This window comes from Arthrobacter sp. GQ119 (assembly GCF_059759125.1).
The window spans coordinates 138034-162912 of record NZ_JCAXEA010000008.1 but is presented as its reverse complement, the minus strand read 5'-3'; the positions used below and the strand labels follow the sequence as shown (position 1 = coordinate 162912).

The window sequence follows — 24879 nt, the reverse complement described above, 5'->3', positions numbered from 1 at the left end:
AATTATGGGTCAGGCCCTGTGGCCGGCCATGACCCGGGCCGCGTTGGTGACCATGATCTGGTGGATGGTTTCGTCGGACACGCCCCGCGCCTTTATGGCGGGAAGAATCCGGTCGGAGATGTTGGCGTGGTGCCAGTTCGGTGCGTGTTTGGCTCGCCAGGACGGGGGTGTGTTGATGCTGAAGAACCCGGCGTCATGCGAGAGTGTGAGGCGGTCGGCGTAGCCGAGCTCGCAGAGTTTGACGAGCATGTCGATTCGTTGTTCGTCCGGCAGTACTTGTTCCATGCCGAACCTGTCGAGGCCGAGCGTTGATCCGTTGTCCATAAGTTCGCGGAGGTAGCTTAGGTCCGTGCTGTCCCCGCAGTGGCCGATAACGAGGTGCTCCAGTGGAACACCGAGGGAGTGGAAGAATTTTTGCTGGTCTCTGCCAGTGAAGTCCTCGGCGTGGGTGTGCGTGGTGATGGTTGCCCCGGTTTCCTGGTGCGCTACGGCCGCAGCACGCATGATCCGGTCAACGTCGGGGGTGATCCCGTATTCGTCGGTGGCGATCTTGATCATGGCCGCCTTCACTCCGGTGTCCGCGATGCCGGTCGTGAGATCTTTGATGAAGAACTCTTCGAGCGGTTCGGAACGGTCCACCATGAGGCCCGGGCCGTTGATCTTGTAGAACATGGGGAGGTCTTTGAAGGAGTAGAACCCGGTTGCGACCACGATGTTGATGTCCGTTTCGGCTGCTACCCGCTGGACCCGGGGGATGTAGCGGCCAAGTCCGGGGACGGTGAGATCCACTACTGTCCGGATTCCTTTGGCGGTGAGGGCGTTGAGGCCATCGATGGCGGTTTGTACCAGTCGTTCTTCGTCCCACTCCGGGTGCGGGTAGTCCTGCTCCAGTTCAGGGTTCTTGGTGAACAGGTGCTCGTGCGTCAGTGTGGTGCCAAGGTCCTCGACGGCAATGGGACCGCGGACGGTTTCGACAGTAGTCATGACGTGCCTTTCTAAAGCAGTTGTGAGGTCTTGCTTAGTGGCCGGCAGCGACTGCGGCCGGCCGGCGTACTTCGCTGATGGCTTTGCGGATCATTGTGAAATCCAACGCGGCGGTGATCATGTTGAAGCCTTCGGCGGCGAGCGTGCCGGGTTCTCCGCTGAGCCCGACGATCCGGTTCCTTTCGACACACGCCCGGCGGATCCTGCTGATAGCGTCCAGCTGCAGCGTGTCGCTGGTCTGCTCGAAGCTAAGAGGTTGGCCGCCGAGGCTCACTCCCAAATCCGCGGGACCGATATAGACGCCGTCGACGCCTGGGGTATCGAGGATCTCTTCAAGGTTCTTGAGGCCTTCGCTGGTCTCGATCATGACCAGGCAGAGCACTTCCTGGTTGACGGTTTGGGGGTCCGATCCGAGGCCGTAGCGCGCCCGGATCGGGCCCCAGCTCCTGATGCCCTGGGGATGGTAGCGGCAGGCTTGCACCGCGAGTCTGGCCTCGTCGGCGTTGTTGATCATCGGCACGATGACGCCTTCGGCACCGGCGTCGAGGGCGAGTCCAATGAGGGCCGTCTCGTTGGCGGCGACGCGCACCAGGGGGGTGGTCTCGCTGCGTGAGATGGCTCTGAGCATCTCGATCAGGGTGTCGTGGGATGTCAGCCCGTGCTGTTGATCGATGTAGATGAAGTCGAATCCTGCCATGGCGAATTCTTCAGCTATTTGTGCACTGCCCAGTGCGCAGGAGAAGCCTACCGCTGCCTGTCCTCTGGCGAGCGTCGCTTTGAGCCTGTTGGGATGGCTGTGGGCGGTCACAGTTTGTACCAGGCCTGGGCAGTTTCGGACATCAGTTTGGTCTTCATCGTGTCGGGGATGATGGCCAGGAGTTCGTCGATGTCGTCGTCGTGGCGGTGCGGATAGTCAGTTGCGAACATGAGAAGGTCTTCGGAGCCGAGCCACTCAATGATCCGTTGCGAATGTTCCCGCGGGCCGAGGTCTGCAGGGGCAACGGAGAATCGGACATGGTCCCTGATGATCTCAAGGGGAAGACGGTCAACCCACGGTGTTTCGCGGCGCAGGCCCTTCCACTTCTTGTTCATGCTCCAGCCCCAGGTGGGGACCCAGCTGAACCCGCCTTCCATGACAGCAACTCTGAGGTCCGGGAATTTCTGGAAAGTCCCTTCGAACACCAGGCTGGTGAGCTGTGCGATGTAGACCTGAGTTTCGGCCGCGTACTGCTCCGCGTACCACGATGCGTAGCCGGTCGGGGATGGTGCGTCCTCTGTGGTGCCACCCCAGTGGAGGCCGATCACGAGGTCATTGCGGGTGGCGGCTTCGTAGATGGGATTGAAGATCCGCTGACCATACAGACGCTCTGACCGCACGGGAAGCATGACCTGGACAAATCCCGGGTGCGATCCGACGCGGTCGATTTCCGCGGCCGCTGCGATCGGGTCGCGAGCCGGGATCACGAGTGATGCGACGAGGCGCGGGTCCTTGTCCAGCCATTCGGCAATGATCCAATTGTTGACGGCGGAAGCCAGGGCTGCCGCCCAGTCAGGGTGCCGCAGGGAGTCAACTCCGTAGTAGCAGTTGAGGACTGCGCGGTCGACCTGCCAAGGGTCGAGGATGTCGTTTTGGAGCATCGACAGCTTTGAGGCGGGCATCAGGCCGTCATGGCGCCATTCGTCCCGCGCGGTGGTGGCGGCTCCGGGCGGGTAGCTCAGGCGGGGACCCGTAGGCCCGTGCCAGCCGCGTTCCTGGGTCCCCTGGACCCATACCGGATCCATGTAGTCGAAAAGTGTCTCGATGGAAGGCACGTTTGCGTGGACGTCGCAGTCGATTACGGGCCCGGTCCACAAGGTGCTTCTCTGGGTGCCGGCGAGCAGGGGTGTGGTCATGGCCTGGCCTCTACTTTCATTTCGGTGGTCACAGCGGGCGGGGGCGCGCAGGCGCCGGGTTTGACGGCAGTACCGGGTCGTTGCGGCCGCATCGACAGAACCACGTAGTCGGATTCAACCGAAACTTCGATCGTTTCTGCCTGGTAGGGACCTTTGATCCGCCCCACACTCCCGCCGTCGACCTGGTCGGCGACGTCTGTGCCGGCTTCAACGTTGACGGCAAACGGGCGGGCGCGCATGTGTTTGGGATCCCAGTAGGACTGTCCGGTTTTGATGTCGAACTCCCAGTTGTGCCAGGGGCAGGTGAGCAGATCTTGTGAGTCGTCCAGGGTGATGCTTCCTGGGACGGTGGCTGTCACGGAGTTGACGAGTTGTCCCTGGCAGAGGGGGCCGCCGACGTGGGGGCAGCGGTTGAGCATGCCGTAGTAGGAGCCTTTGATGTTGAAGATTCCGACTTCGCGGCCGCCGACATCGACGATGAGGCGGCTGCCCGGTGGTATCTCTTCTGCCCGGGCAACGACAAACTTCTGGGGCTTCTTGAGGGAAGCTACTGATTCATTCATGACGTTTCGCTTTCTGCTTACGAGGCAACGGCGCCGGCGAGGGGTTGTTTGCTGAGCCAGGAAGGATTTAGCTCGTGAATCGATGAGCATCCGAGGAGGCGCATGGTGCGAATCATTTCGGTACGTGTGGTTTCCAGAACATGGGATACGCCGGCTTCTCCGTCGACCGCCAACCCCCAGGCGGGCAGCCTGCCTACCATGACTGCCTTCGCGCCGAGGGCGAGGGCCTTCAGAACGTCGCTTCCACGGCGGATTCCGCTGTCGAGGATGACGGCCACGTCGTCTCCGACCGCCTCTACGATCTGAGGGAGGACCGCGATGGAGGCTGGAGCGCCGTCGAGTTGGCGGCCGCCGTGATTGGAGACGATGATTCCGTCCGCACCGAGCTTGACCGCGGTGCGCGCATCGGAGGAACTGAGGATGCCTTTGATGATCAGTGGACCGTCCCAGTTCGCCCTCATCCAAGCAATGTCTTCCCATGACGGGGAATGCGATTCTTTTCCTGTCCGGATCATTTCGGTCAGTTCCATGGGTTTGCCGTCTACCGTGAGATCGGCGGTGTTAGGTAGCACAAACGGCATTCCGTCCCGCATGAACCTGTAGACCCATCCCGGTCGGCTGATCATCTTCGGAGCCATCCTGAAGACGTTTGAGAGATTAATGCTCATGTTGTAGCTGAAGCCGTTGCGGAAGTCCTTTTCCCGGTTGCCGGACACGCTGGTGTCGATTGTTGCCACGAGCCCTTCGAAGCCCGCCGCTTTGGCGCGCCTGATGAGGGATTTCATGGCGTCCTGGCTGGAGAATTTGTAGGCCTGGAACCACTGGGGACCGGGCGTCTCGGCGATTTCTTCCAAGGTGTATCCGGATGCCGAGGTCGCAACGTGGGCGATCCCGGCCTTTGAAGCCGCTGCTGCGATGCCGAGATCCCCATCCGGATGCACGAGCCGCATTCCCCCGCAAGGTGCGGTGAGGATCGGCATCGAGAGGTCAAGCCCCAGTAGATTGGTTCGCAGATCTGGTTTTTCAACCCAGGTTGCACCGCGTGGTTCGAAGACCAGGTCCCGGAATCCTTGAACATTTCTCCGTAGGGTGACTTCGTCTTCGGCGCCGCCGTCGACGTAGTCGAAGATGGCCACGGGGAGCCGCCTCCTGGCGCTGGCCCGGGCGTCGTCGTAGTTGAGGACTGATGCCCGTCGGCGTTTGCCCAAGGCATTTGTGAGCGCCACGGCTATGCCCCGTTCGGGGAGGGCAGTCCGCTGTTTTCGCGAAGCGGGATGCCGTAAAGCTTGCTGGCATTCTCGCCCAGGATGCGGCGGCGGCGATCTTCCGGAAAGCTCTCCGGCACGGATTCGTACGGCGAGTCGTAGTCCCAGTGGGGATAGTCCGAAGAGAACATCAGCCGGTCAGCGAAGCCGGAGTCTTCGAACATCCCGAATACGCCTTCGAGCATGTCTGGCCGTTCCGGTTCCTCCAGTGGCTGGGTGCTGAACCAGAAGTGTTCCTTCAGATATTCCGAGGGCTTGCGCTGCAGATGGGGCAGTTCGTGGCGGAGCTTTTCCCACGTTGCATCCAGGCGCCAGCTGAACGGGGCGACCCAGTCCCAGCCCATCTCGAGCATTGCAATTTTGAGCTTCGGGAAGCGGTCGAACACGCCCTCGAAAATGAGGCTCGGTACAAGAGCCAGCGGCAGAACGCCGAAGGCTGCGTGGGTTTCAGCGTAGAAGTTCTGCCGTCCGGCTCCGGTGGGCTGCCGTCCCATGCCGGGGACATGGAAGGACAGCGGGATGTCGTAGTTTTCGCAGGCCTCGAAGATGGGCCAGTAGCGGCGTTTTCCCAGCGGATCCTGGCCGGAGGGTGACATCAGCACCTGTACGAACTTGTCCCCGGATTCGCCCTCTTTGCAGCGCTGGATCTCCCGCTCGCCGCCGGGCAGGTCGCGGGCCACCGTGACGGAGGCCCGGAACCTGTCATCTGCCGCGCACCAGGTCTCCGCCAAGGCGTTGTTGTAGGCGCGGTACAGACTGGTTGCGAGCTTGTGGGGCATGTTGGCCCCGCCGTTGGTGATGATGTAGGTCTGCGGGCAGGTCAGCACGGCGGCGGTCATATCGAAAGGGTCAAGTACTTGCTCGACGGCCAGATATGGATCCAGGCCAACGCGTCCGTTGTCGTCTACGGCGTCAAGTCGGTGGGTGAATTCGCGCTGGGAGGGATAGACGCCGCCGCCCATGGCGCCAAGGCCATAGCGGCTGATGTATTCCTTCCACTGTTGCGGGAGGTGATCGGCGACCTGGGGGTCCGTGGGCAGGGGCATCGGGTGGAAATCCACGTCAATAACCCCGAGTTTGGATCCGGTTTTGGACGCGCTGGAGACACTCAAGTCAGTGATAGTCATTGTTTCCTTCTAGATTCTTGTCTTTGATGGAATCCCTAGAGCTTTGCTTTGTAGGTTTCCTTTGCCATCAGCACGCCAACCAGCGACAGCAGGCTCACGGCTGCGGTGAAGATGACGACGAGTTCGGAATGGGGGGCGCCGCCACCGGTGATCAGCAGCCAGGTGCAGACAGCGGGGGTCAGTCCGCCGCCCAGGGTGCCTGCGATCTGATAGCCCATCGAGGAGCCGGTGTAGCGAAGATGGGTGGGGAACAGTTCGCCGAGCCATGCCGCCAGGGGTGCGTAGCAGATGGCGTGGGCGATGGAAATGAGGGAGATGGACCAGTAGAGGCCTGCGACGCTGCCGGCGTTCATCTGGGCAAAGAAGATCACGCCTGTGATCGCCTGCAGAATCAGGCCGAGACCTACGACCTTCTTGCGGCCGATGTAGTCAGACCATGTTGCGAAGATCGGCTGCCCGATCACGCCCAGGGCGGCCGCGACGATGGAGGCCGTCAGCAGGTCCGAGCGTGAGAAACCGACCTGCAGACCGTAGGACGCGGCGAACGTCAGATAGACGGCGCTGACGGCAAACGGTCCAATGACCAGCAAGATGGTGACAATCAGAGTCCGGGGGTGCTTGAACACCTCCACAAGCGGTGCCTTCTTCTGGGAGGGAGCTTGCGCCTGCTTCTTCTGTTCGGCGAGGAATACCGGGCTTTCATTCACGCCGAGCCGGATCCACAAACCGATCATGACCAGAACGGCCGACAGCAGGAAGGGAATCCGCCATCCCCAGGCCAGCAGCTGATCTTCGGGCATTGCTCCAGCGACCAGAGCGAACACGCCGTTGGCGACGAGGATTCCGCCTGTCAGACCCATCTGGGGGAAGCTGCTGGAGAAGCCGCGGCGCTTGGGTGAGTGCTCCATGGCCATCAGCACTGCTCCACCCCATTCGCCACCGGCTGCAATGCCCTGGACGAGGCGGAGGACCAGCAACATGATCGGTGCAGCCACGCCAATTTGGGCGTAGGTGGGGAGCAATCCCATTGCCGTGGTACAGACGCCCATAGCCAGGATGGACAGAACAAGCATTTGCTTCCGCCCGACCTTGTCACCGAAGTGACCCCAAATGGCGCCACCAAGCGGGCGAGCGAAGAACCCAACAGCCAGGGTAGTGAAGGCAAGGAACGTGCCGACTAGTGGATCGAACTGAGGGAAGAACAGGACGTTAAACACCATCGCCGACGCGATTCCGAACAGGTAGAAGTCGTACCACTCGATCAAAGCCCCGACCAGACTCGAAACCAGAACCCTCCGCTGCTGCCGGGGAGTAGAGATAGACAAATCGGCATCTATGTCCAGCCCACTTGGAGGGTTAGATGTGCTCGTCTTAGATGTGCTCGTCATTGAGTCGTCCATTAGGGCCTCCGTGTAACAACCGGGCACTTCCCGGCTTTGAGACCGACTCTAGCTTTTATATTTTATTAAATCAACGCCCTTTGTGAAATGAGACACTTAATTTGGACTTGCCGGCGCCGACGCAGCGCCGCAAGAAATCGGACCTCGATCTGCCTTTTGCCATGCGGCCATGATCGCTGGCGGGCCGGCGCCGTGGAGTTCTCCAAGGAGGCAACGCAGCCGGGTTTGGCGTGTCCTCACGTCCGACTAATGTCCAACCAGCCTGACATCCGGGAACCATCCTGCTGGTGCACGCCCTGGCTCAAGGTGGGCGGGATCCCGGTGTCCGGACTTATCGCAGTTGTAGAACGGGCCGTGGGGGTCCATGAGGACGCGCATGTGGTGGTCGGCGTGGTCGCGCCACCACACGCTGATGCCGGTGGCGCCGTCCAGACGCAGGTGCTCCCAGGCCCGCCATAGGGCTTCTACGCGGGACACGGCCTCGGGGTGGAAGTACCATTCCATGCACCACTTGGCGCTTCGGTCATCGACGTCCCGGACGTAGGTGGGAAGCAGCTGTTCGTGCAGGAACTCCTCGGCCGAGCCGAACACCAGCTGGGGCGCATCTGCCGGCTCAGCCGCAGGGGTCGCGTGCGTGTGGCCCGTGTCGTTACCGGTTTCAGCGAATAGCCCGATTTCCTCTGGCATGTCTTGCTCCTACCTGGTGATCCACGGATTGGCTACCTCGGCATCACCGGCGGATACCAGCACATCGTCGTCTTCGCGGCGCGGGCTGTTGGCCTTGATGGAAGCTTCCACTGCTTCCTTGTGCGGGCCGGTGTACCAGGGCAGCGTGCGGACGAGGGTGGCGGGTGCGCCGGAGGCGAGGACGACGGCGCGGCCGCGGTCCAGCTCCGCGAGGTTGGAGACATCGAAGATCCGCTCCTTGGCTTCCTGGCGTGAGCGGCTGCGCCCGGACTTGCCGGAGGAGATGGAAACGTTGGCGTAGCTGTAGTCCCCGATCAGGTCCGAAAGTGCCCTGAGGAACCCGTCTTCTGCGACGCCGCCGCCATAGACCTTGATGTTCGCGGCGGACCAGATCTTGCGCATGTTCGCCTCTCCCCACAGTTCCACGCCCTGGGACCAGGACTGCAGGATCGCCATCACGATCAGGCCCTTGGAGCCGTAGTGGCTGAACTGGTCCGGCAGGCCGGCCCAGCGGACCACGTTGGCCAGCTCGTCCAGGGCGAACAGTGCGGGCAGGTCCAAACGGCCGCCAAGGCGCTCGGCCCGTTCTTCCATGGCTTCGGCGATGGCGACGGTGAGGGCCGTCGTTAGCGGCGCGGCCGAGCCGGCACCTTCCTTGGACAGGATGTAGATCGTCTCCCGGGAGGAGGCGAAGTCTTTGGGGTTGAACTGCCGGCGGGGATCCGTCGCCACGGTTGCCCCGGCACTGGGGGCGACCCAGCGCAGGGTGTTGCGGCTTTTGAGGCACTGGACCATCTTTTCGGCGGTCCCGAAAATACCGTCGCGCTGTTTGTCGGCCAGTTTCAGCGTGGACTCCAGGCCCCTGTACTGGAGCTCGTAGCCGTGTTCCTTCAGGATCTCGATGGGGGCCCGGCTGACCTGTTCTGTGACCCACAGGTAGACCTGCGTGATGGGCAGGTCCCCCAGGGCGGCGGCGAGGAAGTATGAGGAGAGAATGTCCTCGGCCTTCGGATCGAAGTACGCATCGGGCTTGGACCCGGGCGTGCGTGAGCCAACGGCGAAGTGCTGGGTGAGCTTGTACGCCTTTTCTTCGTCGGTGACGTAGGACAGCGGGTTCCACCACCAGGTGGGTTCCTCCTGGGCGATCTTCTGAGGATCGAACACCCATACCGGAGCGACTCCGGCACGGACGCTGCGCGTGCCGTCCACGACGTCGCGCTTGTTCGAGGTGGACACCACCGCGCCGGGAGCATCAAGGATGGCTGGCATGACGCGGGAGGTGGACTTACCCGTCCGCGGTCCCCAGATGTCGATGCTCAGGTCTTCCCAGGGCTGGATGAACTTCTGCCCGGTCGAGACCACGCGGCCGACCGTGATGCCGGGAGTGTCTTTCACTCCCAGGCGTTCGGCGGTGGCCATGGCACCCTTCTCGCAGAACGCCGCCAGTGACTTGCCTCGTCCGAGGTAGCGGGCGGCCTTGTCGACTCTGGCCTTCTTGCCGGCGGTGCTGGTGCGGATGACCAGGACCAGGATGACAGCGGCAACGAGGAGAGCAGCGATCACGGCTGCCACGACGGTGGACTGGACGGGCCAGGGCACACGGCCCTTGGCCAGGCCGGCGACCAGGTCAATCGGGTGTGCGGGAGGCGCGGCAATACCGGCCATCCATGAGCCGAGGTGAGCGGAGACCCAGGAACCGCCACCGAAGAGGACTACGGCGCCGATCGTGGACCAGATGCCCAATGCATCGTCCAGACCCGTTCCTTTACGGTTCGGCGCACTCACAGTGCATCATCCACGGTCAGGCCGGGTCCGGCCAGGAGTGTTTCGGCCGGGGCGTGCCAGCGCTTGTTCGTGTCATTCAACGCGACCTCGATGGAGGTCAGCCCAATCTGCACCGGGATCCCCGGGCGGCCGCCGACCTTGATCAGGAACTTCCCGCGTCCGGGGGGTTCGACCTCGCCGCCGCGCGAGTCCCAGGCGGGCGGGTCCTGCCAGGAGATGAGCTTCTGCTGTTCCTGCCGGGACAGCGGGATGGCCGCGGTCAGCAGCGGCATTTCCGAGGCCGGCAGCCCGCCGCAGATGACCTTGCCGGAGCGTTCGACGAAGCCGCGCGCTTTCATCCGGTCTTCCTCCGCCGGGAGCGCCAGCAGGTCAGACATCGTGTGGGAGATCATGACCTGCCCGACCCCGACGGAGCGGTTGAGCCGCGTGAGCGCATCCACCCGGTCGACCATGCCCTTGCCGGCGCGCAGCGCACGCCACAGCTCATCCAGGACGACGAAGTAATTCCGGCGCGGTTCCAGGCCCGCGTCGGCCAGGGCGTTGGCGACGTTCACTGTGCCGAAACCGTAGGACCAGCAGGCCAGCAGCACAGCAGCCTGCAGGTCCGTTTCCGTCTCATCAATGCTGGAGACGTCGAAAACCACGGCACGGTCCCGCTTCATCGGGTTCGTGGTCTGCCGGGAGAAGATTTCGCCGAGCTTACCGCCGCCAGTCAGGCCCAGCAGCGTGGCCTCCAATGCCCGGGTTTCTTTCAGGTAGACGTCCATGTCCCCGCGGTCCAGCGCCACCTGACGCAGCTCAGCCGGTGCGGCGGTGATGACGTCGAGTAGGTCTTTCAGGACCGGGATGCCCTCGAAAGTGTCGTCGAGGATGCGCAGGGCGCGGTCCAGGATCGTCTGTTCCTGATCGGTGGGAGGGTTGTTGCGGCTGATCGTGATGAGGGAGACGACCATGTTCAGGCGCCGGCCGTGGGCGTCGGCCCGGACCCGGCTAGCCGCCGCATGGTGACCCGCAGCCTCGAGGAGCTGTGCGACCTCCACGGCCTGGCCGGGGTCAAGAATGTTCAGGTATCCGCGCCCTCGCCCGAGCTCAATGACCTGCCCATCGACCGCTTCCACCGCGTCCACGTGCTCGCGTTTCAGGTCGCCCAGGACGAGCGGGTGGACGCCCTGGCCGGAGAGGCCGAGCATCATGCGCCGCACGAGGGTGGACTTCCCCAGGCCGGGCTTGCCGAGGATAAACGCCGAGGGGTTGGAAATCAGGTGCGCCCGCTGGAACCAGCTGATCGGGTCACAGCAGACCGTGGCCTGCGTTTCCTCATGCCGGCCCAGCGGCACCCCAATCATGGGCGAGGATGTGCCCGAGGAGAACGGCCACAGCCCACAGACCTGCACGGTGGTCCCCCGGTACTCCCGGACGCCCGTCACCAGGGACGCTGAGCCGCCGCCACGGCCGCCCCAGCCACGTGAGCCGGGAACGCGTTCACGAACCGTGGCGGACTTCCCCGTCTTGGCAGGACCGTGAGTGGCCTTCTTCTTCTTGGTAGGCAGGAACTTCATGCGGGCCATTACAGGGCCTCCCGGATTTCGCTGGGCAGAAGGATGTGCTTGGGCAGCACCAGGCCCAGCGGCAGGGACGCTGTGAAGGCGGTGTCCTGGGAGCCGTAGGCGCGGCGCAGCAACACCCGGGCGGTGCCGGAGGTCTGTTCGACCGCGGCCACCGCGTCGGGCAGCCTGGCCGCGTCCGTTACGGTCGCTGTGACGACCATGCCGAAGTTCACCAGCCCGGCACCCTGGGCTTCTTCCTGGGCGGTCTGGGCTGCCGACCGGGCATCAACCAGGGCGCGGGCGGACGGCCGGTTCCCGGCAGTAATGCGCACGTTGGCGTTGTTCTGGTCCCGTTCGACCACGGCGGCCGCCCGGGCGGAATCCATCGGGCGGTAAAGCAGGGAGACGCGCTTGCGGTCAATGTCGCCGTGCGGGGCGAGCAGGCGGGACAGGACCGAGGAGTTCACTGAGCCGCGCGGTGCCCCTGTCATGGTCCACGAGACGGAGAAGGCGCTGTCGTGCCGGTAATCGTCCCAGCCGGCCTGGGTGGCGGAGGGGCCGACCTCTCCCCAGGTCAGGGTGACCGGGGATCCTGCGGCGTGGGCTTCATCAATGATCAGCGCCGCGGGCGGATCGTAGGCGATCCGGACGACTTCGCAGAGTTCCTGGGCTGACATCGGCCGGGCGATACCGGCCCCGGTGGACTGCAGGCGGGCACCGAGGCCGGGGATGCGGGAGGCGACGTCGCGGGCGACGTCCCGCGGCTCCCGCCGGCGAGATCCTGCGCGCAGGGACGCGTTGAACGTCAGCGATACCCAAGCCCGGACGGTGGCTGAGCCTTCCGGGTAGGTGCGGACGACTTCGCGGAGGATGGCTTTGGCCGCATCCGGTGCGTTCTCGTCGATGTTCATTTCGACTTCATTGCGCAAACGGTAGCCGGAGTCCGGGGCGGTCTCCACGGTCACGGCAGCGGCTTCGAGTCCGGCTTCATCGCCCAGCCCGGCGATCCAGCCGCCCCAGTTCGCGACCCAGGCATCCACCTGTTCGGGATCCACCAGGGATGCCCCGTCGGGTTCGGTGGAAAAGATCACGGTGAAGTGGTTGGTGGTGGGGACGTGGAGCATGGCGAAGGGGCGGTTATAGGAGTCCGTGAACTGATACAGGCGGGACTTCGCTGCCAAGCCCGGGAGCTGGAACATGCCCCACTCCGTCACCCCGAGCGGACCGGACCGGTAAATGTTGGTTCCACTGGAGCGTGCGAGGCGGAAGTTCAGACGGGTGCCAAAGCGATCCACCACGGACTGTCCGTGCTTGTCTTTGACGGTCAGCAGCAGGACAAGCAGCCCGGCCACCGCCAGGACAGCCAGACCGGCGAAGAGTCCCCAGATTGCGAAGGTGACAATGCCCAGCAACAGCCCGGCCATAACAATGCCGGTCCCGATTGCCCCCAGGTTGCCCAGACCGGCTGATCTGGGGACCCGCCAATTGCCGTAGGACGGCTCCTTGTATTCGGTGTTAATTGCTGCCACTAGGGCCCTCCCCCGTTGAATCCTGCGCGGTCTGTTGTGCGGCCTGAGAGGCCCGTGAAGCTACTTGCGCTCCTGCAGCGACGACCAGGCCCGTTGGCCCTGCAGCCTTGGCCGCCCCTGACGAGACTCCGGCCCCTGCCGTGCTTGCTCCGGCGCCGGTCACGCTCTTGCCGCCGGGCGTGCCGCTTCCGGGAGAGCCACCAGGGCCGGAAGGACCCTGTGAAGCAGGAGCGGGTTTGGCATTACGCCCGTTGTTCCCACCAAGGCCTTGACTACCCTGCGGGTTGGTGCCCGATTGTGATGGCTGGCTGGGCGGCGTCGGGGATGCGTTGCCCCGGCCACTCCCGGAGCGTCCCAGGGAGACGGCACCGGTGGCCACTGCCCCAGCCACCGCTGCCGCTCCCCCGCCAGATCCGGAAGCAACGGCTCCCACCATCGGCGTGACGAAGCGCATCAGCGCAGGAAGGGCGAGCAGCGCGACGATCATCAGGGCGAAGCCAGTGATGGACCCCAATATGACATCGCCGCCCGCGGAGGCTCCCATGAGCTTGAACGCCGCGGCGTAGACGATGGCGGCCGCCGGTTTATAAAGGATGAAGGCGATCGTCCAGCCAACTGCTTTCTGGAACCACTGCCTTCCCATCTCGGTATTGGTGAAGGCGGCGGTGGTGGGCAGAATGCCGGCAAGGATCACGAGCATGCCGGTCCGTACCACCATGAGGACGATCTGCACCAGTGAGGCAATCAGGCCCACGAGCCCCAAGATGATCAGGATGAACACACCGACACCCGTCTGGTTCATCTGGATGAGGACGCTCATCGCTTGGGCAAAGCCCTTGCCGTCTGTTGATGCGTCGATAATCGAGGTGGAAAAGGCATCAGCGGCAACGACAAGAATGGCGATCGTGCCCAGACCCAGTCCCGAGACGAGCGTCAGAGTCAGCAGCGAGCGAAGAAGGTCCTTCAAGGGCGCGCCCCTCTTTTCCCAGACCATGCGTATTCCGCCAAGGATTACGGCGAGAACGGCAAGAGTCATGGTCCACATTGCCAGCTCATCTTGAAGAAACGTCACGGGTACGCTGGGCTTCGTCCCGCCAGCGGTTGTGAGGTTGGCTGTGGGCATCTTCACCCAGAACGTGGACAACGTGGTCAGCATCTGGCTCATGCCCTCCATGATGGCTTTGGCCAAATTGCTGATGGCGTCATCTGCCAGTCCGGAAACCCAGTCCCCCACGGGATTCCAGGTTGGCCTCATGCCCCACTCCAGGGGATGAATCGTGAGAGGTCACTGATCTGCCGCGGCTCTTCAAGGGGCTTCCCGTTCGAGTCGGAAACAAGTCCCTTCCAATCGCCGTCCTGCCACACGAGAGTAGTCCGAACTGAGGCTATGGCCCCGGTGTTGGCCCGGAATGCCAGCTCCACCAGAGCCTGCTGGGAGGTATAGGAGACGTTGAATCCGGCGACTTGGACCTTTACCCCTGCGGCAGATGTGGCTGGCGACTGGGGGGCAGCCATAGCGGCGTCACGCCCTGGCCCCTTGGCGACAAGCTGCTCTGCAATAGCCCGTTCTTTTGAGGTATCACTTCCAAGGGCCCAAAGATTCACGGCTGCGTATAGGGCGCCTTCTGGAGAGTGTGCGAAGCAGGAGCGGATGCCCTGGTCGTCAACCTTCCCTGGCCCGATCTTCGGGTCAGCCGGGGCGGCCATAGTTCCTACGAGTTCCCACTTAGACTTCGGAGCCGCCCCCAGTGCGGTTTCCGGCGTCGAGGGGAGTCCGCAGACACTGTTCCCTGCAGCGTCGGCCGACTTCGTGGGTGTTGCAGATGCCCTGCTTTCAGAGGGTGAAGACACCGGCTGTGCGGTGCCGTCTGCCTTCGGAAGAAAAAGGATCACGATTGCGGCAGCTATCAGCGCGACCACCAGGACGGCCGAAATGATGAATCCGGGCTTAGTAAACGGATTGCGTTCCGTGGTGCTTTGCGTGGATTCGCTCATGATGAACCTCCGATAGGTCGTTAGACGAATGCGCGGACGATGCCCGATGCGCCGGTGATGATGATGCAGCCGGCAAGGACCCAACCGAGCTTTCCGATGGACTCTCCGCCTTCCCCACGGCGAAGCTGGATGACCATACCGATGCCGACGATGATCACGCCCAGGACGCCGAGGACAAGGCCAATACCGGAGGCCCAGTTCAGCACGGTCAACAGGCCCGCCGCCTGCGGAGGGACTACGGGGGTCGGGTCCGGGATGACGCTGAAGGGAAGGGTTGGGGCGAGATTCTGCATGGTGAGACCTTTCGGTAGGTACTGAACTTTGGATTCTTGGTTAGTTAGCGAGGGCTGCGAGGTCGGCGGCGAAGCGCTGGTATTCACGACCGGGTGGATCGGTCAGATCGCCCGTCCGCCAGGCTTCGACCCATGGGAGCATCCAGAGCCGGGGTGCTCCTCCGCCCACGATGACGGCGAACTCTTTGAGGGCCTTGGGCAGCCTTCCAGGTGCGTCTGCCAGGACGGCGAGCCCCAGCAGCTCAACGGCCGGTGCCGCACCGGAGGCCCACTGAATGAGGGCGCTTTGTGCGGCTTTCAACCCCCGCATATCCGAGCGGCAGACCAGTACGACGGCAGGCTTTCTATGACCTTCCTCAAGGACGGGCCAAGTGTGGTCCGTTGGCCGGGCGCCGTCCAGGATGGTGCTGAGGCGGCTCTCGCCTGCTCCCCCATGAGCCCCTATGACCCAGAGCGTGGCCGTGCCGGTCACCGTCCGGCGCCCGAGGCGGTCAGCTGCATCTGGTTCGACGATTCCCAACAGGGGCTCCTTGATCGTGGCTGCCGGAGGAAGATGTGGCTCCACGGCAACGTCTTCAGTCTCGGCGTCCGTAGCCGGGCTGGTGATCCATGGGTTAAGTGGCTGGTTCATGTGTCCCCCTTTCGGAGAAGTTGTCGGGAGAAGGGTTGGCCGCCGGTCAGAAGCCGCGGGCAACGGCGGCCGCCGCTGCCAGCCAGGCCCGCTGCGTCGCAGGCTGCAGCGCTTCATAGCGGATGGGACCGTTGACCAGGGCAGGGTCGTACGGGATCCGCACGACTGCCCGGACGTAAGGGGCGAAGCCATCAGCGATCCGCTGGGCTTCATCCTTGGCCCGCTTGAGCGCTTCGCCGGTCATGCTGCGTTTGGCGTCGGTGGATTCGGAGACGATCACTACGGCGTTTCGGGCAAGTTCGGCGTCGTGGCCGCCACGGGACTCGAGGGTCTGCAGAGTAAGCCGGGCCGCTTCAGCGCGATCCTCGATGGCAGTGACGGGTACGACGAGCTGGTCGGTGTGGTCGATCATCCGCCGCCAGTTTGCTGCCCGGGCCGTGTTACCAGAGTCCATGATGACCAGCCGGTAGTACCGGGTGAGGACCTGGTGGGCGATGTCCACCTCTTCGGCGGTCACTTCGTGGTCGCCTTCCTCGTTTTCATCCGAGCGCAGGACGTCGAATTTATCGCCGGTCTGGTGGTGCACGAACCTGGCTATTTCGGCCGCGTTCGTGGACGGCGAGAGCAGTGACTGGGATGAATCGATCAGGTCCAGGACGCTCCTGTCGTGGGCGCCCTTTTCGGTGCGCCAGCCCAGTGTCCCCTGGGACTCGTTGTTGTCCCACGCGCAGGTGGCTGCACCGCTGTAGCGGGCCAGGATCGCCGAGAGCATCACAACAGTGGGTGTCTTGTTTGCCCCGCCCTTACGGTTCACGACTGCCACTGTGCGGGGGCCGGGCCAGTGCTGGCTGACAGTCCTGATGTCCTCGCGTTCGGCCATCTCTTCCTCGGAAGGGTCCATCCGGAAACCCAGCCGGGTCAGGGTCCCGCGCCAGCCCTTCGTGGCCGGTTCCAACACGGGGGCGCTGACCAGGAAGGAGGTATCCTTCAGGCTGCGCCGTGTCGGTGCTTCCTCGGCCTCTGGTGCCGGTGCGGGCAGGGTTTCGGGTGTAGAGCTCATGGCTGTTCCTGTCGGTACGGGGGCGGCGGCCGGGATTTCACTGATCGGCTCAGGACTAACATCAGCGGACAGGGTCGGCCGGGCCGATGCCGCGAGGGCCGTTTCAGTGTCGGTGGCCAGTGTGGGCGTCGCCAGTGGAGGCTCCGCACGGCGGCGTGCCGTCTTGGCCGTGTAGCTCACGGACTCTTTGCCACCGTCGGGGGTGACGATCAACTCACCGTGGCCCTCGGGGTCCTCAATCTGCACCCGGACAGGCCGGTCAAGCGTCTGCGCCTCCCTGACCACAATGGCCAGGGCGTTTTCGCGGAGTTGCTGCATGGACTCTGATGTCTTCACGGCGCGGGAGTTGCCGGCAACAACAACTTCGGCTGTGCCGTTGTCACGGACTATGGCTTGAATCTTCGGGAAAGCCAGGACATCGGCTGGGTTGAGGCCCATGAAGTTCTTCCTTTCTACGAGGGGGCGGGCTTGGGTTATCTGGAAGCCGGCGGAGTGAGCCGGTTGACCTTCCACGGGGAGTCTTTGGCGGTGCGGAGCAGCTGCAGTGTGTAGATCCCGGCGTCCGTGGGAATCGCGGCGGTGGCCCCGTAGCCGTTGGTGTCATCGACAGTGAGTTGGGCCGGGCCCGTCACTCGAGTGGCGGGAATATTGGCCGGGTCAACAGCGGAGTAATCTGCCGTGGCCTGCGGAGTCAGCCACCGGGCCAAATCATTAGCCCACTGAGCAGCTTCCGTGCGGGGTCGGGCGAAGTCTGACATGGCCTGTTCCGTAACTTCCGCTGCAGACTTCTTGCTGGCTTCATCCCAAGGGATACCGATCGTTGCGGGCGGCGTCGCTCCTGGAGCCTGCGGCCCACTGCTCGCGCTCAGCGAGATGGGAGCGGACGGTGTGGCTGTGGTGCTCGCTGGTCGTTCCGCAGGCTCGGTGCTGGTTGTCTGGGCGCATGAGGTGCACAGCAGGGCAGATGCCAGAAGGGCAAGGGACTTCTTCACGACTTCTCCTGTTCGGTGGGCATGTAGAGGAATGCGCTGGGGACGTCACTCTTGACCGTCCGCGTGTAGTACTTGTGATCCTCCGGTGGAGGATTGCCGTTGTAGCCCTCTTCGACGTAGGTCCCGTCGTCCTTGACGTCCTTGACCACGGCGACGTGCCCATAGGTTGGGTCCGCTCCCCCGGCACCGGGCGCGTACCAAACGACCGCCCCAACCCGGGGCGTCTTGCCGGTGGCCCAGCCCTTGGCGTCCCAGCCGGCCTTCCAGGTCAGCGCAGAACCCAGCTTCTGACCGTCGGGCCGGAAGGTGCCGTTGAGGACGGTGAACGGTGCACTGGTGGACCCCATCTGCTGGTTCACCCGCCACAGGGCAAAGTCCACGCATTCGCGGTAAAACATGCCCAACGGCGATGCCGCCGCCGCTCCGGCCTGCATCCAGGTCGGTGAGCTTTTCCACGGGTAGTCATCCCCGGCGCCGGACTGCCCCGGGATCGCGCAGCCGCTGCCCTCCAGCGAGAACTTGCCGTCAGAGAGTGCCTGGACGAGTTTCACAGCCTCGGGCCAGTGCCGCCGGTAGTGGTACGGGTCAGCGTTGCGCTGGACCTTGTTGCCGGCAATTGCCGGCTCCAGCAGCTCCCAACCGTCCACCTTCTGCAGCGCCTTGATGAAGTTCGTGGCACCGATAGTCGGATCCATCCGGTCCGAGTACGAGCCCCACGCACCGTTCCCGCGCTGCTGGAACAACCCCCGGGAATCCGGACCGGCACCATCGCCGTAATCCAAAACACGCAGCCCCGACTCCCCCAGGGCCACCATGACGCTGATCATCTGGCCCTTCACGGGCAGATTCAGCGTCTTGCCGGCGCCCAGGATCGCCGCAGCATTCTTCAACTGCTCCTGAGAATAGCCATCGACCTTGGTGTCGCCGTTGATAGCCGCTGAGACGGTCGGGCCGCAGTCGGCAGCGGCGGGCTTGGCTGGGGCAAGGAGCAAGAGTATGGAGAAAACCAGCCCGCACGAGATGCCGGGGACCACGATCAGCGCCAGGCCAAGCGACTTCCGCTGCATGTGAATCCCCCTTCGAGCCCCAGCTGTCGACCGGCTCAACCACAACGATACATGCAGGTAGTGAACATGTGCAATGTATGTAGTGAACATGTTTACCTCGAGGGGACTAAGGGAACGTTACGATGATTGGGCTCCGATCCTCTTCCTGGCTCGGCACTGGAGGGTGAGACCTAATGCTGATGACACGGCGCGGGCTGGCCGGTCTGGCGTTCCTTGTACCGGTGGCCGCACTATCTGGATTCGCCGTTGTCATGGCCCGAAAGATCGTTAAACGGGGACCAAAGGACTACCGTCGGGCCGAACTGACAGATGATGGCAGCAGAGTTCGCATCGATTTGGACGACTATACGAAAGCCCAAGGCGACTTTGGCGTGTTTGACCCTGTGGCAGATCGCTACACGAGAGTCGGCGAGGTCACCCTGATCGATGAGGATCGAAAGTACGTGGAGCGGCGGATCCATCCGCTGGACTCCGCGCCGGCATCCCTGGGGCCCCTAGTCGATTGGACCCCTGACGTGTTCTTCGAACCCTCTGCAGTGGCCGGACGGTTCGAAGAGGTGCACATCCCCACCGCCTACGGCGCAGCGCCCGCATGGCTGTTCCATGGAAAAACGCCAGACACATGGGTGATTCATATCCATGGCAGCTGGACCGACCGCTCGATCATGTTCCGAGACGTCCACGCTTTCAGACCCTTGGGATTTACCTCCTTGGTTCCGTCATTCCGCAGTGACCTGGAGGTCAGTCCGCCACAAGCCGAATCGAGCCACCTTGGGCAAACGGAATGGCGTGACGTGGAAAGCGCTGTGGCCTACGCCGTGACTCATGGGGCGAGGCGAATCATCCTCTCGGGCTGGTCAATGGGTGGGACCATTGCCCTGCTCACATCGGAGTGCAGCGCCTACCGGGACCGGATCGTCGGGATCATCCTGGTTGGTCCCGTCACGAGCTGGCGTAAGACCATCACAGCGGGGGCGGCGCGGGCCGGTGTGCCGGCGGTAGGGGCCGGCCTTGTCATGTCCCTGCTGCAGGCTCCCCCATTCGCGAGGATGATCGGACTGGAGGAACCGATCAACTTCAACGCACTTGAATGGGTCGACATACCTAAGAGGGTGGCAGTCCCGACGCTGGTCTTGCACTCCAGCGCGGATCAGGAGGTTCCCTGGGAAATTTCGGCGGCGTTCCAACGCGCGAATCCGGACACCGTCACCCTGATTCCCCTACCTGAGGCGCACCATACCCAGGAGTGGAATGCCGCGCCTCGTACCTTCACCAACGAACTCACGAGTTGGATCAACAAAACGATCCTGACCGAGCAAGGCTAGAACTGGGCGTCCAGCTTGGCCTCAATGTGGCTGATCCTGCCCTGAACAGACTCTGGGAATGTCGTCATGTTCCCCCGCTGGTAGTTGTGCAGAACAATGAGGCTTTTGTAGACCCCATTTTCCAGCGTTTCATTGAAAAGGTCCCACGCCGGACTGACTCGGGAGTGATCTGCATTTACTCGGATCCTCAGCGCAGTAAGCCAGAGCGCATCAATCATCCAGAGCCGCAACTTCGGGAGTTGCTTGGACAGGAAAAGAATCAACCATCCCGCAGCCGTCACCGAGAGGCCTGCGTAGAACAGACGGTCAAACCAAGCTCCGGTCGCCTGGGCGAAGGCTTGCCAGGGGGAGAAGTGGAACAGCAGCACGTATGAAATGTGGCACGAGCAAGCCGCCGCAACCACGAGCAGGCCCGCTGAGAATGTTGCGTACAGGCCCCTCGCCTTGTGCCGAAGCATGTAGATGATCCTGAGCACGGTGAACAACAACGCGAGCATGTACGTGCCGCTGTACGTGGCAGTTGCGAGCTGGTCCATGCGGGTATCAATGAAGTCCGCAGCTGTTGGAGCTTTGTCCTGTATCAGGGCGAAGCTGACAATCATGATGGGAATGCTCAGCAACGGGGCATAGTAGGTCCATCTGACAATGGGTACGTTCGCTAAACGCCGCACGCTGTCGTTGAAGAAGAAGATCGCCAGTAGCGCGAAGATGGCCTGAAGCAGGTTCGTCACGTTGATGCCACCGAGGTAGCTGTCGATGACCTCTAGTGGTGTAACCGTGCCCAGGACATAGAGCGCCGTAAGGCCGAACATCGATGCCAGCCACGACGCCCGGGATTCCGCCACCTTGACCACCGAGGGGATCCGAAGGAGGCATAGGGCACTCAGCAGCGCAAAGAGCAACAGTTTCATGGCCTAGCTGAGGAAAGGATCAGGATCGGACGAACTGCGTGCACGGGTCTTCTTCGACATCTCAAAAGCGAAATCCTCCACCCACCGTTCGACAGGATGATTCGGAACGGACCGGCAGGTAACGCTAATTGCGTCCGCGGTTTCCCTCAGCATCTCTTCAGAGAGATCCGGCAGAGCCAGGGAAATCCGAAAGCTCTCCAAATAGATGTGTCCGAGCTCGTGATAGATGCAGTGAAGTTTGTACTGCCGCGACTTCTGCGGGGGGAAATAGACGTTGATGCGATCTTCAAATTCGGCTTTGAAAGCCGTCAGCGCACCCCAGGACTCCTGGTACTCGATCAGATTGATCGGCTTCTCACAGATCGCGGTCAATCGGTCGATAACTTCCTTCATCGACGTCGTGCCGTCACCGCACAACTCCCGAACCTTGTCCTGAACCGGTGGGAGAGCCATTCACTCTTCCTCTTCGCCGTTTATTGACGCATCGATGATCCTGGTGATCGTCTTCAGCATTTCTGGCGAGGTGGCCCCCAGGTTTCTCGCGGCAAAGTTCTTCACCTTTAGCTTCCGCATCTGCACAAGAAACTCCATGCGCGCTTCCACTTCAGGCGGAGTCTCACTGTTGAGATCGCATAGATAACTGGCTGGTACGGCAAAAACGAACTCAGCTATGCCCTTCAGCAGTTCTTGATCTGTCACCAGGCTTCCAGTGCCATTGATCAAGTAGGACCACCGCGTCCGCGACAGGTGGATTCCGTGGGCGGAAAGTGCTTCTTCGACATGAGGGTAAGTGAGCGCAGTGTTGTTATCGGACTCCCAGATATCCACCAGGATGCCCATGCGATCCGCCAGCCGCTCTTTCTTCTGTTGCTGCGTAAGAAACACGCTGCGGCCCCCATTTGCCATCTATACAGCTCCTTAGCCAAGCTCAGCCACTTGTGTAGGCCGCCAACACAGAGTAGGCGGGCAGCTGACACCAAATGTTACCCGATCACTTCCGGAGGGTATAGGCAATGAGTTGTGCATGTGCGAAGCATGTATGTAGTCTGTCGCTTGCTTGGTCTTTTTAAGGAGCAATGGTTGCTACCGCACCTGGACCTGTATCTACAAGTTCCCTGAAACCGAAGTGAGGTGATGATATCGAGGAATACCGTCCACCGAAGCTAATCGGTAAGAAGGCGCCACTGAACTGCCTTGTGCTCCCAGATCAGCATCACGCCGCCTGGAAGGCGACGCAGCGGTACAACATGTCCTTCGGTGAGTATGTCGGCGCTCTGATAGACCGCGCGGAAGGACGCCCCAACAAGCTTGATGGGATGCAACAGGGGGCATTGCCTGTCGAAGAGTCGTAGGACGCCAAAAGCGACACGTCACAAAGACGACACGCCCCCGTTTTCTGAAAACAAATCCCCAGTGGGCTGCTGGGCCGGTGATAGTTTCGGAGCAGTCGCAAAGGATCATCCTGTGATTCTGCGGGGCGGGCACCACAACGATGAAGCTGTAGCGGCTTAGGTGGCTACAAAATCAAAGGACACAGCAAATGACGGCAGTAGCAGTAAATCGAGGCGGCGGGCGTCCTAGCAAGGGGCTGCGTAAGTTCATTGGTTTTCGCTCACCTGAACCTACCGCTGACGGTATCGCCAAAGTGGCAGCGCACAAGGGCCTGACCGTTACGGAATACCTTCTGTCCGTTGTCGAGCCACGACTCAAGGAAGACCTGGCCGCACTCGACCGGGATGACTTTCAGCAGGAGTTGCCCATCCGCATGGCCTCATAACCAAAAGAAGGCCCGCACTAGGCGGGCCTTCGAAGCTTGAGACTTACCCTCTGGATTGCTTGCCGGCGGATCAGATTGTAAGTCGGTGGAGGGCCTAAAAAGGCCATCCTTTGTGTTGCTATGAAACCGATCTGGCAGGATCGGCCCTTTTTCGTACCTCAATCCTCGAAAGGATTACTCACATCGTACATCAGCATGTCTCCGTGCTGCCAGCACGCCCCCCTTCTGGCGTGTCAGGACAGCGACATGACCCAGCCACCGTTTGGGCAGCACTAACACCGCTTCTGGCCGGCCAGCCGCGCGTACGGTTATCGCGTGATGGGGGCAAGACCTACCCTCAAAGACACGAACGGAACTTAACCGAAACACTTCCCTCGCTGCCCGCGGCGGTGAGAATTTTCGGTAAAGACGGTACCTGTGCGGCCATCTTTCTCGATTTTGACTCCTCGGTAGCTGGATGCGATTGGGTTGAGGCGGATGTCCGAGCCGTCCAGTCCTGGCTGCACTCGGTTGGTGCCCGGTGGATTGAGGACTACTCCCCCAATGGCGGTCGCCACGTCTACGTCCCTCTGGCGCAGCGGGTCACCTTCACCGAAGCGCGTGATCTTGTCGAGGCGATGGGCACCCGGTACCGGACACTGGACAAGACCCCGCATCAGAATCTGCTGCACGGCTGCATGAGAACCCCCGGTTCACCGCACAAGCGCGGCGGCCACCAGGAACTGGCGATGAGTCTGTCCATGGCCTACGACATCGCCCGTCGGCCCAACAATCCCACTGTCTGGGCCGCCATGACCGACGACCTGGCCGCCGAGATCAAGGCCGTCAGGGCCCTGCGGTTTGAGGAGACTTTCACTCCAGTAACCTCCGATGTACCCGCGGTTGAGCAGCCGGTAGGGCGCATGTCCCGGGAAATGCAGGTGCTGGCCCAGACAGGCCTGTACGACACCAACCGGTACGCCTCAGACTCCGAGGCCCGTCAGGCCGTCGTCCTCGGCGCAGCGGCCGCTGGCCTCGAACTGGTCGATGTTGAGCGCCGAATACTTCAAGGAACCTGGCCAGGACTGGCCTCCTTCTACGCTCGCTATGCCGCACGCCACCGCCTTTCGTCCCTGCGCCGTGACTGGATGAGCGCCGTCAGTTACCTCAGAAAACAACCCACCATAGACCACCTGAATAACAATGTCCGCAGATCCCCCACAAGCCAGCCAAACACACAGGGGGGAGGGATAAAGGGGATCACTCAGATTTCTGATCCCGATGCAGAGCATCGGTTCATTCGGACCTGGCGAAATGCGCTCCGGATCAGGGAGGTCAACTACCAGGACTCCAGGACCGGGATGGCACGCCGGATGGTCCTTAGGGCATTGGGGGAAGCAGCGCACATGACAGCGTCCAGGTTCGTTGAGTTCGGGGTCAGGTCCATTGCCGTGGCCACTGGCCTTGACCACACCACAGTTGGCTTGCACCTAAGGGAACTGCGTGCGGAGAAGGCCCCGATGGTCACCCTCGTTGAAGAAGCTAGGGGAACCAAGGGTGATTTGTACATGCTGACCGTGCCCGAAGAGCTGAAGGCGGTTGCCGAGCAAGCCAGCTGGCAGAAAGGGAAAGTCCATGCTCTTCGGCCAGTGTTTAGGGAACTGGGTCTACCTGCCGCCTACGTGTATGAAGCTTTGGAGCGCTCCCCTGCGTTGTCCATCGCCGAGCTCGTCAGGGCTACCCGGCTCTCTCGGTCAGCAGTGAACGAGGCGTTGGACATACTCGCGGCATGGAACCTGGTGGCCAGGAGCGCCGGGAAGTCCTGGTCAATTGTGACGGCAACATCGCTGCGGCAGCTTGCTGAACACTTGGGTGTCCTCGAGGCCGTGGCTGCCCAGCTGCAGCGCTACCGGCAGGAGCGGGTCATCTGGCGAGAGTGGCTAGCCAAGAACGTCAATACCGTCGCGGAACTTCTCTCCCCCGGTGAAGACTATCCCTGGCACGAGTTCGAAGGGCCACCCGACGAATGGTCGCTGTCCAACATGGCGTTCAGCAGAGCGGGATAGAGA

24 protein-coding genes are annotated in these 24879 nt (G+C 62.3%); 3 read left to right on the top strand and 21 right to left on the bottom strand.

What is annotated here, in order from left to right:
- Positions 1-9 precede the first annotated feature (9 nt).
- The 18 genes from AC6CH3_RS09745 to AC6CH3_RS09660 all read right to left on the bottom strand — a co-directional run bounded on the left by AC6CH3_RS09745 (position 10) and on the right by AC6CH3_RS09660 (position 18818).
- Complete coding sequence (locus AC6CH3_RS09745; protein ID WP_498132243.1) at positions 10-984, bottom strand: phosphotriesterase family protein; 975 nt, start codon at positions 982-984, stop codon at positions 10-12.
- A gap of 34 nt (positions 985-1018) precedes the next feature.
- Complete coding sequence (locus tag AC6CH3_RS09740; RefSeq protein WP_498132242.1) at positions 1019-1792, bottom strand: HpcH/HpaI aldolase family protein; 774 nt, start codon at positions 1790-1792, stop codon at positions 1019-1021.
- The gene (locus tag AC6CH3_RS09735) at positions 1789-2877 is read right to left on the bottom strand and encodes an amidohydrolase family protein (protein ID WP_498132241.1); all 1089 of its coding nucleotides are present in this window, start codon (positions 2875-2877) and stop codon (positions 1789-1791) included. The genes AC6CH3_RS09740 and AC6CH3_RS09735 overlap by 4 nt, the downstream gene beginning before the upstream one ends.
- The gene (locus AC6CH3_RS09730; RefSeq protein ID WP_498132240.1) at positions 2874-3440 is read right to left on the bottom strand and encodes a Rieske (2Fe-2S) protein; all 567 of its coding nucleotides are present in this window, start codon (positions 3438-3440) and stop codon (positions 2874-2876) included. Before AC6CH3_RS09730 ends, AC6CH3_RS09735 begins: the two co-directional genes overlap by 4 nt.
- Before the next feature lie 17 nt (positions 3441-3457).
- The gene (locus AC6CH3_RS09725; protein WP_498132239.1) at positions 3458-4666 is read right to left on the bottom strand and encodes an alpha-hydroxy acid oxidase; all 1209 of its coding nucleotides are present in this window, start codon (positions 4664-4666) and stop codon (positions 3458-3460) included.
- A 2-nt stretch (positions 4667-4668) separates the two neighbouring features.
- Positions 4669-5832: an amidohydrolase family protein gene (locus AC6CH3_RS09720; RefSeq protein WP_498132238.1), complete on the bottom strand. Its 1164-nt coding sequence runs from the start codon at positions 5830-5832 to the stop codon at positions 4669-4671.
- Between the two features lie 35 nt (positions 5833-5867).
- Positions 5868-7157: an MFS transporter gene (locus tag AC6CH3_RS09715; protein WP_498132237.1), complete on the bottom strand. Its 1290-nt coding sequence runs from the start codon at positions 7155-7157 to the stop codon at positions 5868-5870.
- A gap of 321 nt (positions 7158-7478) precedes the next feature.
- A complete protein-coding gene (locus AC6CH3_RS09710) occupies positions 7479-7919 on the bottom strand; it encodes a DUF4913 domain-containing protein (RefSeq protein WP_498132236.1) in 441 nt (146 codons plus the stop codon).
- A 9-nt stretch (positions 7920-7928) separates the two neighbouring features.
- Positions 7929-9704: a type IV secretory system conjugative DNA transfer family protein gene (locus AC6CH3_RS09705; protein WP_498132235.1), complete on the bottom strand. Its 1776-nt coding sequence runs from the start codon at positions 9702-9704 to the stop codon at positions 7929-7931.
- The gene (locus AC6CH3_RS09700; protein WP_498132234.1) at positions 9701-11272 is read right to left on the bottom strand and encodes a helicase HerA domain-containing protein; all 1572 of its coding nucleotides are present in this window, start codon (positions 11270-11272) and stop codon (positions 9701-9703) included. The genes AC6CH3_RS09705 and AC6CH3_RS09700 overlap by 4 nt, the downstream gene beginning before the upstream one ends.
- Positions 11272-12780 carry an SCO6880 family protein gene (locus AC6CH3_RS09695; protein WP_498132233.1) on the bottom strand — a complete coding sequence of 503 codons (1509 nt, stop codon included), beginning with the start codon at positions 12778-12780 and terminating at the stop codon, positions 11272-11274. Before AC6CH3_RS09695 ends, AC6CH3_RS09700 begins: the two co-directional genes overlap by 1 nt.
- Positions 12767-14035, bottom strand: a complete 1269-nt coding sequence (locus tag AC6CH3_RS09690) for a TrbL/VirB6 family protein (protein WP_498132232.1) — start codon at positions 14033-14035, stop codon at positions 12767-12769. The genes AC6CH3_RS09695 and AC6CH3_RS09690 overlap by 14 nt, the downstream gene beginning before the upstream one ends.
- Positions 14032-14775 carry a DUF8175 domain-containg protein gene (locus AC6CH3_RS09685; RefSeq protein ID WP_498132231.1) on the bottom strand — a complete coding sequence of 248 codons (744 nt, stop codon included), beginning with the start codon at positions 14773-14775 and terminating at the stop codon, positions 14032-14034. Before AC6CH3_RS09685 ends, AC6CH3_RS09690 begins: the two co-directional genes overlap by 4 nt.
- Before the next feature lie 20 nt (positions 14776-14795).
- The gene (locus AC6CH3_RS09680) at positions 14796-15068 is read right to left on the bottom strand and encodes a hypothetical protein (protein ID WP_498132230.1); all 273 of its coding nucleotides are present in this window, start codon (positions 15066-15068) and stop codon (positions 14796-14798) included.
- A 40-nt stretch (positions 15069-15108) separates the two neighbouring features.
- On the bottom strand, positions 15109-15699 hold the full coding sequence (locus tag AC6CH3_RS09675) for a DUF6668 family protein (RefSeq protein ID WP_498132229.1): 591 nt from the start codon (positions 15697-15699) through the stop codon (positions 15109-15111).
- A 46-nt stretch (positions 15700-15745) separates the two neighbouring features.
- Positions 15746-17197, bottom strand: a complete 1452-nt coding sequence (locus AC6CH3_RS09670; RefSeq protein ID WP_498132228.1) for a MinD/ParA family ATP-binding protein — start codon at positions 17195-17197, stop codon at positions 15746-15748.
- Between the two features lie 35 nt (positions 17198-17232).
- The gene (locus AC6CH3_RS09665) at positions 17233-17751 is read right to left on the bottom strand and encodes a hypothetical protein (RefSeq protein ID WP_498132227.1); all 519 of its coding nucleotides are present in this window, start codon (positions 17749-17751) and stop codon (positions 17233-17235) included.
- Positions 17748-18818, bottom strand: a complete 1071-nt coding sequence (locus tag AC6CH3_RS09660; protein ID WP_498132226.1) for a CHAP domain-containing protein — start codon at positions 18816-18818, stop codon at positions 17748-17750. The genes AC6CH3_RS09665 and AC6CH3_RS09660 overlap by 4 nt, the downstream gene beginning before the upstream one ends.
- A 173-nt stretch (positions 18819-18991) precedes the next feature.
- Here AC6CH3_RS09660 and AC6CH3_RS09655 point away from each other — a divergent pair, with 173 nt between their 5' ends.
- A complete protein-coding gene (locus AC6CH3_RS09655) occupies positions 18992-20143 on the top strand; it encodes an alpha/beta hydrolase family protein (RefSeq protein WP_498132225.1) in 1152 nt (383 codons plus the stop codon).
- Here AC6CH3_RS09655 and AC6CH3_RS09650 read toward each other — a convergent pair.
- The 3 genes from AC6CH3_RS09650 to AC6CH3_RS09640 are packed head-to-tail and all read right to left on the bottom strand — an operon-like array spanning position 20140 to position 21960.
- Positions 20140-21054 carry a hypothetical protein gene (locus AC6CH3_RS09650; protein WP_498132224.1) on the bottom strand — a complete coding sequence of 305 codons (915 nt, stop codon included), beginning with the start codon at positions 21052-21054 and terminating at the stop codon, positions 20140-20142. The genes AC6CH3_RS09655 and AC6CH3_RS09650 overlap by 4 nt on opposite strands.
- Positions 21055-21057: 3 nt before the next feature.
- Positions 21058-21507, bottom strand: coding sequence for a hypothetical protein (locus tag AC6CH3_RS09645; RefSeq protein ID WP_498132223.1), 450 nt, complete (start codon positions 21505-21507; stop codon positions 21058-21060).
- Positions 21508-21960, bottom strand: coding sequence for a hypothetical protein (locus AC6CH3_RS09640; RefSeq protein WP_498132222.1), 453 nt, complete (start codon positions 21958-21960; stop codon positions 21508-21510).
- A 634-nt stretch (positions 21961-22594) separates the two neighbouring features.
- Between AC6CH3_RS09640 and AC6CH3_RS09635 the strand changes: the two genes are divergently transcribed.
- Positions 22595-22831, top strand: coding sequence for a hypothetical protein (locus AC6CH3_RS09635; RefSeq protein WP_498132221.1), 237 nt, complete (start codon positions 22595-22597; stop codon positions 22829-22831).
- Between the two features lie 203 nt (positions 22832-23034).
- Positions 23035-24876 (top strand): MarR family transcriptional regulator, encoded by a 1842-nt coding sequence (locus tag AC6CH3_RS09630; protein ID WP_498132220.1) that lies wholly within the window; start codon positions 23035-23037, stop codon positions 24874-24876.
- Positions 24877-24879 lie beyond the last annotated feature (3 nt).

Coding starts and splice junctions, on each gene's coding strand:
- AC6CH3_RS09745 (WP_498132243.1), bottom strand. CDS start 984: ATGACTACTGTCGAAACCGTCCGCGGTCCCATTGCCGTCGAGGACCTT.
- AC6CH3_RS09735 (WP_498132241.1), bottom strand. CDS start 2,877: ATGACCACACCCCTGCTCGCCGGCACCCAGAGAAGCACCTTGTGGACC.
- AC6CH3_RS09730 (WP_498132240.1), bottom strand. CDS start 3,440: ATGAATGAATCAGTAGCTTCCCTCAAGAAGCCCCAGAAGTTTGTCGTT.
- AC6CH3_RS09720 (WP_498132238.1), bottom strand. CDS start 5,832: ATGACTATCACTGACTTGAGTGTCTCCAGCGCGTCCAAAACCGGATCC.
- AC6CH3_RS09710 (WP_498132236.1), bottom strand. CDS start 7,919: ATGCCAGAGGAAATCGGGCTATTCGCTGAAACCGGTAACGACACGGGC.
- AC6CH3_RS09700 (WP_498132234.1), bottom strand. CDS start 11,272: ATGGCCCGCATGAAGTTCCTGCCTACCAAGAAGAAGAAGGCCACTCAC.
- AC6CH3_RS09690 (WP_498132232.1), bottom strand. CDS start 14,035: ATGAGGCCAACCTGGAATCCCGTGGGGGACTGGGTTTCCGGACTGGCA.
- AC6CH3_RS09685 (WP_498132231.1), bottom strand. CDS start 14,775: ATGAGCGAATCCACGCAAAGCACCACGGAACGCAATCCGTTTACTAAG.
- AC6CH3_RS09680 (WP_498132230.1), bottom strand. CDS start 15,068: ATGCAGAATCTCGCCCCAACCCTTCCCTTCAGCGTCATCCCGGACCCG.
- AC6CH3_RS09675 (WP_498132229.1), bottom strand. CDS start 15,699: ATGAACCAGCCACTTAACCCATGGATCACCAGCCCGGCTACGGACGCC.
- AC6CH3_RS09670 (WP_498132228.1), bottom strand. CDS start 17,197: ATGGGCCTCAACCCAGCCGATGTCCTGGCTTTCCCGAAGATTCAAGCC.
- AC6CH3_RS09660 (WP_498132226.1), bottom strand. CDS start 18,818: ATGCAGCGGAAGTCGCTTGGCCTGGCGCTGATCGTGGTCCCCGGCATC.
- AC6CH3_RS09655 (WP_498132225.1), top strand. CDS start 18,992: ATGCTGATGACACGGCGCGGGCTGGCCGGTCTGGCGTTCCTTGTACCG.
- AC6CH3_RS09650 (WP_498132224.1), bottom strand. CDS start 21,054: ATGAAACTGTTGCTCTTTGCGCTGCTGAGTGCCCTATGCCTCCTTCGG.
- AC6CH3_RS09645 (WP_498132223.1), bottom strand. CDS start 21,507: ATGGCTCTCCCACCGGTTCAGGACAAGGTTCGGGAGTTGTGCGGTGAC.
- AC6CH3_RS09640 (WP_498132222.1), bottom strand. CDS start 21,960: ATGGCAAATGGGGGCCGCAGCGTGTTTCTTACGCAGCAACAGAAGAAA.
- AC6CH3_RS09635 (WP_498132221.1), top strand. CDS start 22,595: ATGACGGCAGTAGCAGTAAATCGAGGCGGCGGGCGTCCTAGCAAGGGG.